8 protein-coding genes are annotated in these 18,839 nt (G+C 40.0%); all 8 read right to left on the reverse strand.

Features of this window, described 5'->3' with window-relative positions:
• On the reverse strand, window positions 1–2,349 hold the full coding sequence (locus ED557_03100) for an alpha-amlyase (protein ID RNC85777.1): 2,349 nt from the start codon (window positions 2,347–2,349) through the stop codon (window positions 1–3).
• A 1-nt stretch (window position 2,350) separates the two neighbouring features.
• A complete protein-coding gene (locus ED557_03105; protein RNC85778.1) occupies window positions 2,351–5,266 on the reverse strand; it encodes a T9SS C-terminal target domain-containing protein in 2,916 nt (971 codons plus the stop codon).
• 11 nt (window positions 5,267–5,277) lie between these two features.
• Entirely contained in the window at window positions 5,278–6,267 is a 990-nt protein-coding gene (locus tag ED557_03110) for a LacI family transcriptional regulator (GenBank protein RNC85779.1), read from the reverse strand.
• 72 nt (window positions 6,268–6,339) lie between these two features.
• Window positions 6,340–8,400, reverse strand: coding sequence for a T9SS C-terminal target domain-containing protein (locus ED557_03115; protein ID RNC86153.1), 2,061 nt, complete (start codon window positions 8,398–8,400; stop codon window positions 6,340–6,342).
• A 655-nt stretch (window positions 8,401–9,055) separates the two neighbouring features.
• Window positions 9,056–10,084 carry a hypothetical protein gene (locus ED557_03120; protein ID RNC85780.1) on the reverse strand — a complete coding sequence of 343 codons (1,029 nt, stop codon included), beginning with the start codon at window positions 10,082–10,084 and terminating at the stop codon, window positions 9,056–9,058.
• Complete coding sequence (locus ED557_03125; protein RNC85781.1) at window positions 10,081–13,884, reverse strand: hypothetical protein; 3,804 nt, start codon at window positions 13,882–13,884, stop codon at window positions 10,081–10,083. The genes ED557_03120 and ED557_03125 overlap by 4 nt, the downstream gene beginning before the upstream one ends.
• Before the next feature lie 18 nt (window positions 13,885–13,902).
• Window positions 13,903–16,902: a TonB-dependent receptor gene (locus ED557_03130; protein RNC85782.1), complete on the reverse strand. Its 3,000-nt coding sequence runs from the start codon at window positions 16,900–16,902 to the stop codon at window positions 13,903–13,905.
• Between the two features lie 9 nt (window positions 16,903–16,911).
• On the reverse strand, window positions 16,912–18,609 hold the full coding sequence (locus ED557_03135; GenBank protein RNC85783.1) for a hypothetical protein: 1,698 nt from the start codon (window positions 18,607–18,609) through the stop codon (window positions 16,912–16,914).
• Between the last annotated feature and the right edge of the window lie 230 nt (window positions 18,610–18,839).

Raw genomic sequence — 18,839 nt, forward strand, 5'->3', positions numbered from 1 at the left:
CTAGAGAGTTAGAATTTCAAAACTGTTGGTTGGTAAAGTGATAGTAAGGGTCTGATCTGAAATTGAGAAATCGTTACCGAAATGAGATTTAAGTCCTGTATAGTCATAGTCATCCCGTAATGGAACTTCGAAGGTCTGAGTGCTTCCTGCTTTATTAAATACAACTACGACCTGTTGATTGAAGTAAGCTCGGGAATAAGCGAGTTGATGTTCATCTACTTTATGGAACTTGAAATCACCATATGTAAGAGATAATGTATTGTTTCTAAGCTTTGTGAGCTGACTAAATGTATTCCTGGTTTTCAATTCGAGTTCATTCAATTCCTCGTCTTCGAATTGCATCCATCTCCTGTTATCAGGATCATTAGCGCCGGGCTGGCCAAATTCATCTGCCTGATAGGTAACAGGAATACCAGGAATGGTAAGGTTCCATGCATGGAGCATAGCTAGTCTATCGTAGGCAAAGGCCTGGGGATCACCAATTTCACGTGTCCATCCTGCCAGCTTAGCATCTTCTGACCACAATACTTCACCGCTTGTATAAGTGATAAACCTTGCCTTATCGTGATTTCCGGAAATGTAGCCCATCAGGTTGTGATTACCGTAGTAATTAAAACTTTGCTGTAATTGAGTACTTAAGCCTTCAAAAGAATTATCCTGACCAAAAGCGTTAACGGCTGCATCATACATACCAAAATCGAACTGAGAATCCAGCATACCGGAATTGATGTAACTTGCTATCAATTCCCTGCTTCCATAGGTCTCACCTACCTGGTATACCTGCTTCCCGGTTTCCATGGTCACTTCTTCTTTGATTTTCCTGGTAAGCGTTCTCCAAAACTCTAACTGAATATGTTTGGTGGCATCATGTCTGAATCCATCCAGATCAAATTCCTTCACCCAATAAAGAGCTGAGTCTGTCATTGTTTCGATGATCTCAGGATTGGAAAAATCAAGCGATGGCATAAATACATCAAACCAGGTAGTAAGGCGTTGCTCATCCCATAGTTCTGTATTTAACCGACCGTCAGGTAAGTATAAATCCGTCGCCCAATCAGGATTGTTTTGATAGACCGGGTGCAGTTCGTGTACATGATTTGCAACATAATCGAGAATCACATTCATGCCATTTTCATGAGCTACATCAAGAAGTTCTCTAAACTCTTCTTCCGTACCATAGCGATGATCGGTTTTGGAAGATGAAACGGGCCAGTATCCGTGATAACCCGAAAACTTGGTTTCAACACCTCCCTTATCCCACAAGCCATAAGCTGTTTCAGGGTTTTGTGTGATGGGGGAAAGCCATAATGTGTTTACCCCTATTTTATCGAAATACCCACTTTGAATGGTTTGTGTGATGCCGGCAAAATCTCCACCGTAGTAATTTGCTTTTGGATGGATATCTGGATCATCTACTTTCTTTGTATTCGCTTCATTTCCGTCCTTAAATCGATCAATTAGCACGAAATACATATTCCAGGTGTGATAGTCATGACGGGTAAGTTGATCTGCGCTCTGAACTACCTCTCCATTTTGAATAGGGACTAATACATCGTTGGATATTCCATTAGAATTATATGCCCACGCCCTTAAATAGCTTCTGTCTTTTCTTACAGCTTCTTCGGGTAAGTTAACGGTAAAGAGTTCTCCGCTTCGGGTAGCATCCAGCTCTTTATTTTGCCATAGTATTACAATATCGTCCCCTTCTTGAACTCTAAGGCTGACTTCGCTTCCATCAAAAGAACTGGTAGAGAGGATGGGTTTGGCAGCGTCCTGATTTCCAACAGTTAGCAATGAGTTCCTTCCTCCAAGTCCGTTTGAAACACTATTGGGGTTAGAACTATCGATTACTTCATTGCCATCCACAACAAATAGATATTGATAGATGCCTTTATTGATAAGCATGCTGGTTTTCCAAACATCTCCATCTTTTTCGAGTACTGTTGAAGCGGGATTCCAGTTATTCATTTCCCCTTTTAATTGAACGAGCTCGTACTGCTGTCCTTTAGGGTCAAAGACCAATTCTACTTCTTCTTTTTCAGATTTTTTTAGAAGAATAGTATACAGCTCATTATTCGCATTGATCTTGAGTACATCAATGGGGTTCTCAAGAGAACCTGAAAGCGTAACTATTCCATCATTTATCGCTCCTGCTTTTAAACCTTCAGGAGCTATGATTTCTGTTACTAATGAAGCGTCTATAAAGAAATCCTCGAGAATTAACTCTGTTTCTTCATAGCCCAGATTGATCGGGCTCGCCAGTCCTACTATTTCAGAATCAAGATTATTCTTAGGATTACATGCAAAAAGAAGGAATGTTAATAGTACAAAACCCAGGCTTTTTTTCATCTTATTTCAACAGAGTCATTTTTTGAGTTTGAACAACATTTCCTGCCTGAAGCCTGATGAAATACATACCGCTACTTAGTGATGAAGCATTAAAAGTAACAGTATATAATCCAGATGTTTTCACTTCGTTTACAAGTTCGGCTACTTTTCGTCCTGTAATGTCAAAAACATCTAACTGAACAGAACCAGAGCTTGCTACATCGTACCTGATATTGGTAGATGGGTTAAAAGGATTCGGATAGTTTTGATACAACCTGAAATCTGATGGGGTATCTCCTTCTGAAAACTCTTCCTCATTAGAAGTAGACATATTGAATTGCTTGGTCGTAAAGATCTTAAACTCACCAGGTCCCAGGCTTACTTGAGATTGTCCTCCACTTACACCAATAGAAGTAGCTCCAAAAAAGTCATACCAGGTTCCATCTTGAGTGAAATCAACATCCTGAACCGTAGAGCTCACTCCGAAATTTCCGATAATTACAACATCAGAATCAGAGTGGAACATTCTTAGGTACTTAATATCACCGGAAAGGGCATAAAATGTATCGTCTGGATTAGTAAATACCGGACTACTTCTTCTTAGGTTTATAATCTCAGACCAAGCATCGTATAAGTCCTTCCTATCACTATCTTCGTAATAATCCCATCTTACTGGTTTATTATCTGTTCTTCCGGGAGCAAAATCGGGACAGTCAGCAGAATCATTTAGGCATTGTTCACCGTTGTCGCCATATCCATAACCTAATTCTCCAAACTGCCAGATCATTTTCGGGCCAGGCAGGGTAAAAAAGAAGGCACCGGCCAATTCTAACCGATCAAATGCCGTAGGGAAATCTCTGACATTGTAATCACCTGGATCAGTAGCACATATATCTCCTCCACTTGGAGCATTTGCGCATGCTCCAAAACTAATATTCTTGAACATTAACCATTGCTCATCGTGACTTTCCATAAACCCAACCAGGTGCCTGTCATTAAACCCCCTTGATTCAGAAAGTACTCCAAATAGATTTGAGCTATACCCCATTGTAGCTTCGTTATACTCATGATTGGAATTCCCCCAAAGCATCATACCTGCATTGGCCAACACTGTTTCTTCACTGTTATCCGCAAAATGTTCAAGGATTATATAGGCATCGGGATCAATGCTCCAGATATAGGAAGAATAGTCTAACCAGATGTCTACTCTGGACTGATCATATTGCCCCCAGGCTCCAACATCATCTGGGTTATTCGTTTGAGTGAAGCCTTTACTTAAGTCAAATCGAAATCCATCAACTTTGTATTCTTCTATCCAGTATTCCATCATTCTCTTGGAATAGTACCTGGTAGATGGACTCTCATGATTCATATCATAACCCACATTAAATGGATGTCTTGCAGCAGTATTGAAGTATGGGTTCTCAGAAGTTGGGTTCCCAAATTCTCCTTCATTCCATAGTCTAACGATCGGGTTTTGACCAAATGAATGATTAAGAACTACATCCAAAATGATAGCAATTCCACGTTTATGTGCTTCATCAACAAAGCGTTTAAAGTCTTCCGGAGTACCGTAATATTTGTCCAAAGCACCATGCAAAGCAGGGTTATATCCCCAACTCTCATTACCATCAAATTCATTAACAGGCATAAATTCGATCGCGTTAACACCAAGATTTGATATATAATCCAGAGTGTCTAATAGGGTTTTATAATTCCTCGCGGCAATGAAATCCCGAACTAACAGCTCATAAATAACTAATTCGTCGTTTGCTGGTTTTTCGAAATCAGTTACTTCCCATTGGAACTCTTCTTTGCCTGGTGTCAAAACGCCAACTAACTGGGATGTTTTACCCGTTGGGTATTCTTTTAAATTCGGGAAGGTTTCCTCGGATATGAATTGATCGTTGAATTCATCCAAAATCAGTTCTGAATAAGGATCAGTGATCCTGATTTCACCGTCTATCAAATATTGGAAACCATATTCTTCACCCGGAGTAAGTCCCGTTATTTCTTTCCAGAAGTAAATGTTATCTGCATCAATAGAATCTCTATTCATTTGAAAATCGAGGTCTACTGTCCAGTCGTTAAAATCACCAATTACGAATGCATTGTCTTTATAAGGAGCAAAAAGTGAAAGAGTCACAGAGGTACCATCTTCTCCATAGGTTATACCATCTCTAAGGCCGTCCGGTCTTGCCATATCTACAGACTGCGGCTCACCGATAAAGGTAAATTGTGTAGAATCTGTTATTGAATCTCCGTTATCGGAAACAGCCTCAATTCGTACTACGTTGGTTCCTTCCAATAGCTCAATTCCTAAATCCTCCAGATCTGTCACGGTCAGGATTTGCAATGAAGTATCAAAATATCCTTCAAAACTACTTGCTTCCTCTCCATTAACATAAATTTTTGAGTTGGCTTCGTTAATTGGATCATCTGTTTTCCCGGCAACTGTTGCTGAAAAACCTGGTGCAGTTAGTTGAAAAATCTCATTGTTTACTGGCTGCATCTGAAAGATGAGCGGATGTGTTATTTCCAACCAGGAATCACCAAATCCTTCCACAGCTATATCAGGATTAAGTGGATCAGCTATCCAGTTAAACGATGATCCTGAGGCATTAAGGTGCTCGTGAAATTTATACCGGTAGCCTAGTACACCGTCGTTCGTGGAAGCGCCACCCCCTACTTCGAGACGGATAGTTTTGTACCAGTAATTTTCCGGGAAATTGAGATTCATCAAGGACACCGCAGTGGGTGAAATCACACCGTCTGTGTTAGGGCCAAAATCATTGAATTCGCCTGGTAATAACACCCTTTGCACACCATCTGGTGGGTAATATCGAAATGTTACATCTACCGAATCCTGAGCTAATGCAGGTAGTGATGCTATTACAATTACTGAAAATAAAATTGCTAATTGTTTAAGAGATCTCATGATGAAATTATTCAAATAGTTGAAGATCGATGGATAAGTTCTGGTGAATAGATGGTTTGAGAAATGGCTTTATCTTTGTTTTTCATTCTCTCGATGAGATTTTGAGTAGCATAGAAACCCATATCTCTCATTGGCTGACGTATGGTAGATAACCCTATGTATTCTGAAAGCTCAATATCATCATACCCTATTATGGGGATACTTTTGCCTGTATCCTTCATGGCTTTAAGGGCGCCAACTGCCTGGATATCCGAAGCACAAAAACATGCATCTGGCATATTATCCATTGCCAGCATTTTCGTCATAGCTTCATATCCACCACGTTCTGTAAAACCATCCCGGTATGTTGAATCTCCCGAGATGACAAGTTCTTCACAAAATTCTAAACCACGTTCTGTTAATGCTTTACTATAACCTAGCAATCTGTCTCGAATTGGTTTTGAGGACTTTAAAGCTGAAAGCATTGCTACTCTACGAAAGCCTTTATCCAGTAAGCATTTTGTAGCTCTGTAAGCACCCTGAACATTATCGACACTAACAGAATCAAATCCTTCAAAATGTTCATCAACCAGGGTAATAGGCACATTATATTTCGTAAGCTGCTTCCATTGATCATCATTTAAATGAATGGATATAAACAAGTAACCTTCGGCCCAACGGCGTTTTAAGACATGCTCAACCTGATCAAATAGATGATCATCAGCAGTTACATTAAAAATGTTGAGTTCGTAGCCTAATTCGCCAAGCTTATCCTGAATCCCCCCCAACACTTCCATAAAAAAGTAGTTTGAGATAACAGGAACCACCACCATAATGGTGTTGCTTTTTTTACTGGCTAAACCCTGTGCATAAGCTTGTGGGTGATACCCAACTTTTTCGGCAACGGCCATCACTTTTTGCCGGGTAGATTCAGATACATTACTACTATGGTTAAATACCCTGGACACAGTAGCTATGCTAACTCCGGCTTGTTCTGCAATATCATATATAGTTGATGCCACTGAAAATATAAAAGAGTGAATACGCAGGTGTCGGTCAAGACACCTGCGAGAAAAGACTTATTAAGTATTTAATTATTTGATAAGTGTCATTCTCTTGTTGCTTACAAAGCTTCCAGCTTCAAGGCGATAAATGTATACACCTGAAGAAAGAGCCTGAGCATCAAAAGCAACGGTATGAACACCGCTGGTCATTGATCTACCATCAATGAGCGTAGCCACTCTCTGGCCTAATAGGTTGTAAACAGTAAGGTTTACATCAGCTGCATTAGGCAGGTTGAAACTAATATTAGTAGTTGGGTTGAATGGATTCGGATAGTTTTGCTCTAATCTGAATGTAGCAACCGACTCTTCAGTTTCGTTGTTTGTAGAGATCTCAGAGTAATCTGGTGGAAGATCCCAAGGCAGATCACTTTCAGTCCAGGTAAGTTGTGGCATTGCATATGTTGCAGGCCAGCTTACATCTGGAAGGTCATCGAAATCATCTCCATCTTCAACCACGATTGGCTGTACGTACTGGTAATATCTTCTACCAGCATCGAAGCCACCACCGTTAGCAAATAAGCTTCCAGTCTCGGAAGTAGGCTCACCATAGGCGATTCTAAATCCAATGTGGTTTAACGTTGGAAGAACAAGAGTAAGGTCTAGTTCATAAACCATATCTCCATCTTCGTCAGTAAATCTTAGTCTTTCTCTTTCTTCATCACTAGCAGTGATAAAGTTCTCGCCGTTATCACCAGGAACAGTAATGTCGTTGGTTAGGGCAAAGAAAGGAGTATCAACAAATAGGAATACTGAATCAGACTCAGGTAGGAATGGTTGTGCAACATTTTCAGTAGCAGCACTCATGTCCACACTGAAAGTCACAGTAATTGAACCACCGTCAACATTATTAGCAGTCATTAGTGCCTGAGCAGCAACACCGTTGTATGATTCAACTCTGTTTTCTTGCTCAGTAGCATTAACAATGTTAAATGCACGGTCAGCACCACCTGTTACACCAGGCTCTTCCCAACCAGACTGATCATGAGTTATACCTGGCAAATACAAGTCACTTTCTTCGTCATCTCTGGCTGCGTCCCATTTGATATAGTACTTGTATTTTACTTCGGCCCCATCAGCACCTGTAAATGGAATGTTTTGTCCTTCATAGTTACCAGATACATCGCTAAATGACATCTGATTGTCTTCACTCCATCCATTAAAAGTACCACGTACAAACACGGTATCGAATGAAGCATTGAAGAATCCAAGACCTTCAAGAATACCAACGTTAACTTCGAAGTTAAGTTCGGTATTAACAATTACAGCGTTAGTTGGAGGTATACCACTAAAGAACTTCCAGAAAGTAGTAGAATCGCTACTTGGAGGAGCAATAACAGTATTGTTACCATCTTCCCAGGTAACTGTTCCATCTTCAGCTTCCAATACAAATTTGTATTCGATGTTTCCATCAAGATTAGCAAGGGAATCTTTTTGCATTCTGTGGTATCCACCATAGAATAAATTGTCTCCTGCACCACCTAGATTTTCAAGGTAAGTTCCTGAAGAACTCCAGTCATCTGGGTTATCGAAGAAGTTAGGAGTACCACGCATTCCAACCTGATCGGTTTCAGGATCGAAATCTCCGGTTTGAACCTGTGCACCAACATTTACACGGAAGTAGATAGTTACACTATCGTCATCAGAAGTAAATGGAGCTTCACGAGTTTCATACCACTGCATAGGTACCACAGTATCGGCTGCAGCATTCCAGGGAAGTTCGAAGTTGTTATTATCTCCGCTTTCCCATCCTTGCTCGCTTCCGTTAATTAATGGAGTACTTCCATCAACTCCGGCCCAGAATTTGTAATTGATTCCGTCACCAGCTGCCATATCGAAACTTACTGTCCAATAGTCGCCACCATCGTTATCAGCAACCAAGTCAGTGCTGTTGTTCCAGTCGATTGTTTGTCCAAGGTATGGGTTTCCAGCACCTGTAGGACCATAAGTTCCACCGAACACTCCTATGTAACCATCTTCCATCAGGGTATCCTGAAGCGTAGAGGTATTCACATTAAATGTAACCTGTACAATATTTGCTACATCGGTACTGTCGAAAGGCCAGATTTGAACATCATCGTTATTTCGAGCCATTACACCAATCAGGTTGAATCTTTCGGTTGGTGCAGGAGCTCCATCAAAGTATGATTCATCTCTGTCGATTCTTAGTACAAAAGCACTATCACCAACAACAACGTCTACATTTACTCCAGAGCTTGTTTGTGCATCTTCAGGCCATTCTTCGCCATCAGCTAAGGTTACATCTGAAATTTTAACAATCATACCTTGATACTCTGAACCAGTTAATAGGTCTTCAGGAGCAATCCATACTGGTGCGGGACGAGTTGTACCTGCACCTAAAATGATTACGGTATCTGGTAAGATTTGGATTTGATCGCTGAAAGAGTCAATCGTACCTGTGATAGATACGGTATCCCCTTGCGACCATCCTGTGAATGAAGCGTGATCCATAGCTTGAGATCCACCTACATCATCATAGAATACGTTAATCCCTGCCGTAGAATCTTGTAGAAAGAATTGTCCGTTGCTGAATCCATAGTCGGGTGTGTTGATCACACCTTCGATGGTAACGGTATCTCCTTCCATAACTCTAGCGTCACGAATTTTCGTTACATCTTGTGCCGATGCTGCTGAAGCAAATAGAAAACTAAATACTGCTAGCGACATCAACAACTTTGTAGCTTTAGTCATGTTTAATACACCTTTTGATTAAAGGTTATGGTTTAGGTTAAAAGAAAATTTGAACACTTAGTTTGTTTACATCCCCAAGGTATCGGTAACCATGGTAGGTATAATTAAAGCCAAGTTTTAGTGATTCACTTACTTCGTATTTGAATCCAAGACCTGCGTTAAATTTCTCCGTTGCATCATCTTGACCCAAATATGGAAGGCCTCCGCGTAGTTGGATTTGATCTTTCATCAAACCAAGTTCTCCACCTACACTTAAACTTTGAACATTATTTGTTGGATTGTTTCCATCAACTGAAAGTGTGAGCCTTAAATCCTCTGAAGTTACTGCATCCCACGCTAATCCTACTTTAAGCATCAACGGGAGGTCAAATGAATCGGTTGATAAATTTGCATCTGGCTCATAATTCCCATCCTGAGTCTCGTCAGGATCAGAACTAATAATAAGGTCGTTGCCCTGCATCTGAAGCTTTGATCCAAAATTTGTAATACTAACACCAAGTCTTACTCCGTAAAAGGGTGTATCGTACATAGTCCCAACATCAAATGCGACTGTTGAAGCGGTGCTATTCGCAATTTTTTCATACACAACTTTTGCTGTTCCACCTATTGTAAATTGAGGTAGCAAATATTGAGCATAAGAAACACCGAAAGAAACGGAATAAGCGTCAAAGGTTCTTCCTGTAAGGCCTTGAGCTTCGGCAGTGGTTTCCTCGAATTCCCCATAATTCATTGCAAGAACATGCACTCCGGCAACCCCCGCATTTTTGGTAGGAATCGCTACTCCCAAATAAGTATGGTTGATATCAAGGTACCAGTCAGTGAATTCAACCAATACCTCATTTCCATCAACATCAGCGAGCCCAGCCGGATTTAAGACCATGGAAGATGGATCATTTACGGTTGAAGCATATGCACTCATTGCAGATGCTCTAGCCCCTACTGGAACTCTAAGAAATTCAGCTGCCGTGGTACCAACTTTACTTAGTTGTGCCTCTACATCTGCACTTATTAGCAGACTGACAATTGAAAAAAGAAGTATCGATGTTCTTTTCATATTCATAATCATTTTATAACCGCAAATTTTCCAACCTTTTCACCTATTCCCGGAGCTTCGATATGATATAAATAGATACCATAAGAGATTTCCAGGTTGTCTTTGGTAAGCATGTTCCAGATATATGATCCACCATACTGGCTGGTTAAATCACTTTCTTGTATATCAATTTCTCTGACAAGAACTCCCGATGCTGTAAAAATTCGAAGCTTAGAAGGCGCCGGTATTCCTGTAAAATGCAGCTCCCTGTTTTGCTGTAGATTTGTTGGAGTAGTAGAAGCTTCAAATACATTAGTGACTTTGTACGGATTAGGAATCACTAAAATATCATCCAACTCAGATCGAGCAGTATCAGCATTTACCTGAGGAATATTATTTTCATCAAACCTAAACACAAAACGGTCGAATTGAGTAAATGGCTTGGTAGTAAATAGAGCTAGGGTATCTCCTGGTTGAGGATGAACAGAAACAAGTGCTCCATCTACATTCTGAGCAGACATACTGATTCTAAACGTTGTGGTATCTTCAATTCCACGGTAGTCCTCGATGAAATAAATTATATCTGAACACCTTCCGCTAAACCCTGAAACTGCGGATAATTGCCCCGGATCGGGGAAGGTATAGTTATCAGGTGGGAAAAATGTTGGATTACAACGTTGCTGTGCAGAAGCAGGATTATTTAGGTCAAAAAACGCGTAGTTAATCTCTTCTTCAGTAAAGGTATTGAACACCTTGAAGTTTGTTTGTATTGACGGCAGGAGCTCAAAAGTACCAGGTGATACCTCAATATTCGCTTCAATAGACTGACCAAAACCAACATTATCTCCTATAATGATCTCATAATCCGAAACTTTTGGAGCTCCCTGTATTCCAAATACAAATGGGTGAGGAGGTAAGGCATGATCAAATGACCAGCCAGATAGGTCCTCATTCAACTGGAATTCATCGATGTTTTCAACCGTAATCGTGAAGCCTTCTGTATTTGGATTGTTTTGACCGTTGAAATCTGTTGATCTGGAAATCAATGTATCGGGAGTACCAGAGGTAATATTTCTTAGAGAGAAGTTCTTTGTCTTGATCGTGTCAGGATCGCTACCACCACTTACCAATGTATCCTCGAAAACAACGTCATAGAGGTTATCTGCTAGTAATGCTCCTGGATCAATAATCTCTACTTGCACAGTACCACCTGGTGCCCCAGAAGCGAGACCTGCCAGCGGATTTTCAGGGCTGATGTAACCTGCAACTTCTCTGGAAGGACGTACTTCAACAACGTTTTGTCCAAAAGTAACAGAACCGTCAGGATTCAATGAAATTTGTACCGGAGATTCAGAAGGACTGATACCTGCACTTTCAAAACCTCTATCATAAGCTGTAACCGCGTAATAATACTTACGACCGTTAATTACCTCAGTGTCTTCGAAAAAGCGGGTTAAGCCGGTATCACTTCCAAGATTAAACTGAGTTCCATTTTCAGAAACCGGATGGAAACCTGAGATACCATTATTTTTATCAATAATAGCTATTGGTTGAAGATAAAGAGGAGCTCCAAGTCCATCGGTAATAGTGAAAATATCCTGGAAGGAAACATCCGTAGTTCTGTAAATCTTATAGCCTTCGAAGTCAAAACCATCTCCTGTTTGCAGATTGATATATCTGTCGAAAGACTGTTCAGAACTTGCATCCCAGTATAGTGTCACTTTACCATCAGAAGGTACTGCAGATAAAATTGGTGGAGTTGGTGCTACTGCAAACTGGTAATCCGCTTCATAAGCAGTAGTTGCATTTTCGAGATTAAGATTTACTCGATCTCTGTCAGCCTGAGCACTTTGATTAAGCTGAGCTGCTGTAATTGCTACCGCAAATCGCTCTGTTGCACCTTGCGCCAATGGGAATAAACCTGAAGAAACAAAAATATCCGAATCAGTTCCTACATCTTCCTGGAAAGTGCCCGGAATCAGATAGGAAAGCCAGATATTAGCGTCTTGATCAACCTGTAAAGCCCCAGCATCAAAAATAGTAACCCTGGATACTCCAAGGAGATCTGTTTCACTTACATCTGTTTTATCTATGCTGGATTCACCTGGGAATGAAGTACCGGCACCAGATGTAGGGAAGCCATCACCCTGTCCTACGCTAAATGTCTCAGGATCACCCTGAATACCAACGTCATCAATTAGCTCATTCCAGTCGTTATCATTATCGAAGAAATCGTCTCTTGCTTCATCAATCATAGGAGCACTAGTAGCAAAGTTTTGCAGACGTCCTCCATATTGATCATTAACGATGCTAGCAAAAGGAGCGTCATTGAGTACTCGATCTCTTATGGTTTGACTAGGTACAATCAATCCGCTCTGTAAGGTATCCCCTACTTCGAAATACATATAATTGATAAAGCGAACTGCTTTAGTTACCGACACATTATTGATGAAGGTTGTCTTCGTAAGGTGATTCGGAACGTTCTCATCAATTAGTCCATCGAAGTCATTATCAAGTCCATCAATATGGATACCAAAATTTTCATCCGTTTGGGGTAAGATATCCTCAAGAACATCAAAACTGGCTGCCCCTTCGAAATCGTATGTTATACCCTGAGTTACAAATGGACTTCCATCATAGGTTGCAACAACGCGGCTGTTATCATCCTGAATCAGTACAATCTTATCACCAATATTAATCGTTCTTGGATCAAAATCGGTTGCCTGGAATGGAGGTATAACTGAATCTCTTAAAGCCTCATAAGCATAAAAGCCTCCTGAAGAGGTCAGAAGAGGAGTAAATAAATCCTGATTATCAGAATCGTAAAAACTTTGTTGCGGAGCTGGTACAGGTAGCGGATTATAGAAATCACTGTCCCCATCATTATCAATACCATCGATGGCGTTTCCTGGAGTTTCAAGGAATTTTAGACCCATCTCTCCAATTAATCCACCATCAAAAGCATTACCTCCACTTTCTCTGTCTGTATCTGTGAGGTAGGCGATGGAACGTATATTATCAAAGATCGGCTCATCCGTCGGCCCACCTCCTGCAACGAAATCGGCAATCCAAAGGCCAAAGGCCATTCTTGGGTAATCGAAGCTACCATCGTTTTTAATTTCAAAAAGATTAAAGTGAGTAGCATTTACCAGTGTTTGAGACCAAGCCAAAATTCTTGTATCAAGAATAATTCCCAAACCTCCACGAGTTGGATCTGTCTCATCTGGTTGAAATCTGCTTAGGTAACGAACATAGGTATCATCGCCTGCTTTGTAATAAAACTCCACGTCGGCGTTAAACTGATCTCGCCCGAAAAATCCATTCCAGGAACCAGCCCATCCATCACCACCATCTTCAAACTTATCCGGCCAGCTATCAGGCCATGTATTTCCTAATGGAGAGGTAGGACCACGGTCACTTCGTGCAATTTCATCCGAATCGTCTCTAACATATCCTACAATTGGGTTTAAAGACCAGTTGGTTCTACCATCACGGCTGGTTTTATACGCAGCTACATCCACTATCGGAAAAACATCGTCTTCATCAGCAGTAGATTGATCTGGTACTTCTGTACCAAACATTACACTCATGAAATACATGTACTCACGATTCGTATTTCTTGGGTACTCGAACAGAAGCTCATCAAGACTTGTGTTGTTTCTTCTTCCTGCGTGCCCTGTGTTGTGATAGGTAGCTCTTAATAAGTTCCCATCCATAATGGATGTTTTACGTCTCTCGAATGACGAACGCTCTTCACTAGGCACATAGTCCTGAGCGGTTAGTTGATGGGCTCCTAAAAGAAGAACAAATACGGTTAAAAAACTTTTTCTCATAAATTTATTATTCATGGCTTAAAAAGATAGCTGTAGTCCAAATTGAACTCTTCTCGGTTCAGCATAGAAAGTTGGGTCGTTATAAAAATCAGGGTGCGCATCTTCAATGATACTTGCCGGAAGTGGCCTTGTAGGCAGACCGGAATCGGCATATACACCATTCACAATTTTTGTATCAAGCAGGTTATATACATTTAGGAAAACCTGCATTGTGTTATTCCCGATCTGGAAATTCTTGTACGCATTCAAGTCAATAGTAAACCTGGATGGTAGACGAGCAGTATTTCTAAGATTTCTGTTCGAAGCAACCTCACCAACAGTAACACCCGGGATGTTTGTTGCGGGTGTATAAGGCGTTCCTGAATTAAATCTGGCTAACAGGTTTGCTCCCCAATTATTCCCGGTATAAAACATAGAACCATTTAAGATATGCGTTCTATCCCAATCAAGCGGTTGTACAATCTTTGTGAGTGACACTTCTTGGCTTGTTGAATCAATAACTCCACCCTGTCCTCTAATGTTAAAGTATTCAGCGTTAGGGTCAGAGTTACTACCCTCCACTACCCCAAAAGTATAATCTAAACCAAAGTTAAATCGTGAACTTACGAATTGATTGAAAGCGAAAGTCATACCGAGAGACTTGGAATAATCACGGTTGAAGTAAATACCATAATTAATGGATTCACTTCCTGTAACCTGAGGGCGACTGGAAACATAGTCCCGAGTATCTTTATAGTATCCTGTCCATTCAATAGCTGTTCCCTCAAAGATTTCTTGTTTAAGACCTAATTCGTACTGAATCGAACGTTCTGGTTTAAGATCCGGATTACCAAAAAGTCCTTGATCTCCCCCACCCTGAGTAAGGAAAATCTGGCTATTCGTATATAATCTTTCATAGGAAGGCATCTGAAAGAAATAACCATAGGAGAAGTAGATTACCCCTCCATCATTAATAGGATAAGCCACACCAATACGCGGACTAAGCTGATATTTAACAGAAGCGTCTTTCCACCAATATTGAGCTCTGTCTTCAACTGTTAGAGAAGGCTCATTATCATCTTGCTGTCCGTTTCCGTTTAAATCTGTGTACTGATTTTCTGTTTTAGTAGGGAAAAAGATATCTGGATCTTCCGGGTCAGCAGGAATCTCTGTATTTGGATCGAAGTAATCGAATCGCAAACCAACATTAATGATGAGGTTATCATATTCGATCTTATCCTGGATGTATGCACTGAGGTTAATCGGGTTTTCAGAATACTTCTGATAGCCAGGTGTATTGACCTCTGGGAAGCCAAGTTCAAGGCAAGGATATTGATTATCTACATCGGCACAAACCACTCTTAATTCATCCGGGGTGCCTTCAGGAAAGTTTACTCCTTCATCAATTAATGGAATCAAGCTTACGCTTTCAAATTTGATCTCATCAAACTGAGCACTTACACCCGCCTTGATAAAGTGGTGGTTATTTAGCTGGCTTGATAGTTCTGCCTTTGCAATATAGCTATTGGTAGATCTGAAGAACCGACTATTATTAGTTCCATATGTAGCAAATTGCCCAGCATTAGGAATTTGGTTCCCGTATAAAATATTTGGTGTACCAAAAAGAGGATCTGAAAGGTTATCATAGTTGAAATACCTTGGATCCCAGGGATCTTCATACAAATAACTATTGAACTCATTATAGCGGTTTGCAATGTTAACAGTAAGGAAGGTATAAGCAGATGGAGTTATAGTCGTCTTAAAGTTTATCGAATAGTTATCTCTGAAATTATTGTTCTGACCAGTAGGAACAAACCTGCTGTTATACCCATACCCACCACTTTCTTCAGTAGCAATAGACCCGATCAGGTTGAACTTTAGCGTGTTCGAAAATTTGTATTCGAGATTACCCTGAAAACTCAATGTTTCAAATTTAGTCATATCAACTAATGAGCTATCTCGTGTTCCATCATCACGGATTTCAAGGAGATCAACCCCCTCAACAGTAACTGTATCAATTGAATACCAGGGCAGGTTAAGATCTACTCTTTCATTATATAATGTTCGGTAAGTATCCAGATCCGTATCTAAAGGTACACGATCAACATATTTACCATGTGATGAATACAGGTTTCGTCCTGTTAGGTACCCTTCATTCAGGAAACTTCGCGTAGTTGCAAAGAAGGTAAGCTTGTCTTTTATAATAGGTCCTGATACAGAAGCACTGAAATTATACATTCGTAAAGGATTGAAACTGTCTAGGCTAGTACCAATACCATCGTATAGTTCAGGTTTGTTAGTAGCTAAATATCCACCACTCCAGGCACGAACAGAAGCATCGTACTTATTACCTCCGGATTTGGTAACAACATTCACAACACCAGAGAGAGCCTGTCCATGTTCTGCATTAAATGAACCTGAAATTACCTGAAGCTCCTGTATGGATTCGTTTTCAAGTCTGATACCATTGCTACCATCATAATCATCGGTAACCCTAATCCCATCAACGACATAAGAAACTTCTGATGTTCTTCCACCCCTTATATGAATCCCACCATCGTTGCCTACATTTACCCCAGCCTGAAGCTGAATTACATCGGTGACTTCCTGTACAGGTAATTTTTCAATTTCATCACTGCTTACCCGGGCTTCAGAACTGGTAATATCCTTAATTACAGTTTGACGTTCGGCTACAACAACCAGCTCTTCCCCTTCGAATGATTCAGGAGCTAGCTCAAAATCCTGTGTAGTTGTTAAATCAGTTCTTACAATTACTTCCTGTACAACCACTGTTGCGTAACCGATATATCTCGCTTCGATGATATATGTACCCGGAGCAACATTTAACATCAAATAATTACCATCAATATCAGTAATTGCCCCTTTTGTTGTACCCTGAATACCAACTGTTGCGCCAATAAGGGGTTCTTTTGTGTCTGCATCTATTAGTTTGCCCTGGATTTTTCCTGATTGGGCGTATGCATCAAAGCAAATTAACCCGAATATTAAAATGAACGCTGATTTAAGAATCTTCTTCATAAACGTTGATCAAATTTGGATAATAAGTTCTTCAAGTTTTTTTAAATCGATAAAAGCGTTGTGCTTTTTCTTTACGTCAGAAATGGTTTCAGACCTAAGCTCTTTTAGTTTCTTCTTTGTGAGGAAATCGTCAACATAAGATGACGCTTCAGAAAAAATCAGTGCTTTAGATTCTACCCTATAGAGGCATTTATAAATATGGAATTCATTTTCCTGGTACTGAATCACTTCCGAAATATCTCCTACTTCCAATTTAGAAAGTTGAAGCTCCAGGTAGCCAAACTCTTTGATACTAGCCAACCCAAGTTCACCATTAGTAAATCGATCTTCATTATTAACGGTGTATTTATCTACCACTTCTGAGAAATCTGTCCCTGAGAGAATCAAATTTCTGACTCGCTCAGCTTCTTCTTTGCTCCTTACAACTACCCTGGCAAAATTGGCTTCTAAAGGCTTTATGAAATTGCTTCGATTGGCTAAGAATTCATTATACAGCTCAGCAGGAGTATTTGAAATTTGATCACGAAGAGCGTTTTCAGCTTCCCTTGATAAATAATGATAATATGTCTCATTAATTGACTCTGAAACTAATTCTTGTTCTGCTAAACCGTTCGAAATTGATTCCTTATATAAATAGTTTCGGTAAGCAAGCCCCGTAAAAAACTCTTTGAAACTCGATTCATCTACTACGAATCCAACTACCTGGTCTGAACTTATAGTTAGCTCTTCAATAAAATCAGAGCTGGTAAATTCAATATCCCCATAAGTAGCCAATACCCTTGAACCCCTTGGTAAATTGCTAACAAACTCGATATCCCTATTTCTAAAGCCAATAAGATTTTGATTTACATTTTCCCATAATTCATCCACCTGTAAATCAAACTGTAAGCCATTAATAAATTGATCTAAATGCTCGCGGGTTTTGAGTTCTCTTTTCTTCTTGAGCACATAAGTACCCAGCTGGGCTCTCTTCTGGTTGAACTCATACTCAGTGATGATGGGTTTACTTACTCGATCGGTCACTTTAATTAAACTATAGCCCTGAACAGTTTTTACTGGTTCAGAAACCTCTCCGATTTGTAACCCGAATGCTGAGTTTTCAAAAGCTATATCTAACTCATCGGTTGTAAACCATCCAATATCTCCCCCGTTTTCAGAGAGATACTCATTCCTGAATGCTTCTTTGGCCAGATCATCAAAAGTTTCCCCATTATCCAATCTATCCTTGAATTCCAGAATCCCTGCTTCAGTCTGAGCATAAATATGAGACGCACGGATTTGCGTATTAAATCTCAAAAAATATTCTTGTAATTCCTGATCAGATACCTCGATTCCACTCAGAATTATCTGGTTAAGGTATTCTTCATTCAGAACACGTCGCTCAATTCTCTGCTTTTCGACAATAGCTTCATCAGACTTGTGGATTTCTAAATCCTCTGCATATGTTGCCAATACGTAGGTATCGAATTCCGCATCAAGAATTGCCTTTTTTGTTGAGATATCTGGATTAAGCACTTGACCTGTTCTGTAATAGTATTCTTTGTAAGCATTTTCAAAATGGTCAATATTGATATCTAACTCATTGATAGATGCTAACAGATCTTCTGTTTCCTGAACTTGAGATTGGCAATTAGCTAAATACAACAAGGCGACAATTAGGCATGTCGCTCGCAAGACTTTGTTAGTTTTGAAAAGCTGTATTTGCATAGTTTTTATTCCGCACACAAAAATAATGAAAGCGCTTACATTTTTTCAATGCTTTTCCGCTTTTTTTTTATAAAATCTTAATACTTTCAAAGCATATATAAAACAATTCTTTATAATTTATATTATTGTTATAAAATTATTTAATGTGCGAAAGGGCTTTTAAAGTGTACAAACGACCTCAAAAACTAGTTCATAAAATAAATGGAATAAATGTAAGGGGTTACATTTCT

The organism is Balneola sp., from assembly GCA_003712055.1.
Lineage (GTDB): Bacteria > Bacteroidota > Rhodothermia > Balneolales > Balneolaceae > RHLJ01.

What these genes read in the sequence shown, in the direction of transcription:
- ED557_03135 (RNC85783.1), bottom strand. Translation starts at nt 18,609, where the DNA reads ATGCAAATACAGCTTTTCAAAACTAACAAAGTCTTGCGAGCGACATGC.
- ED557_03125 (RNC85781.1), bottom strand. Translation starts at nt 13,884, where the DNA reads ATGAGAAAAAGTTTTTTAACCGTATTTGTTCTTCTTTTAGGAGCCCAT.
- ED557_03105 (RNC85778.1), bottom strand. Translation starts at nt 5,266, where the DNA reads ATGAGATCTCTTAAACAATTAGCAATTTTATTTTCAGTAATTGTAATA.
- ED557_03100 (RNC85777.1), bottom strand. Translation starts at nt 2,349, where the DNA reads ATGAAAAAAAGCCTGGGTTTTGTACTATTAACATTCCTTCTTTTTGCA.
- ED557_03115 (RNC86153.1), bottom strand. Translation starts at nt 8,400, where the DNA reads ATGGCTCGAAATAACGATGATGTTCAAATCTGGCCTTTCGACAGTACC.
- ED557_03130 (RNC85782.1), bottom strand. Translation starts at nt 16,902, where the DNA reads ATGAAGAAGATTCTTAAATCAGCGTTCATTTTAATATTCGGGTTAATT.
- ED557_03120 (RNC85780.1), bottom strand. Translation starts at nt 10,084, where the DNA reads ATGATTATGAATATGAAAAGAACATCGATACTTCTTTTTTCAATTGTC.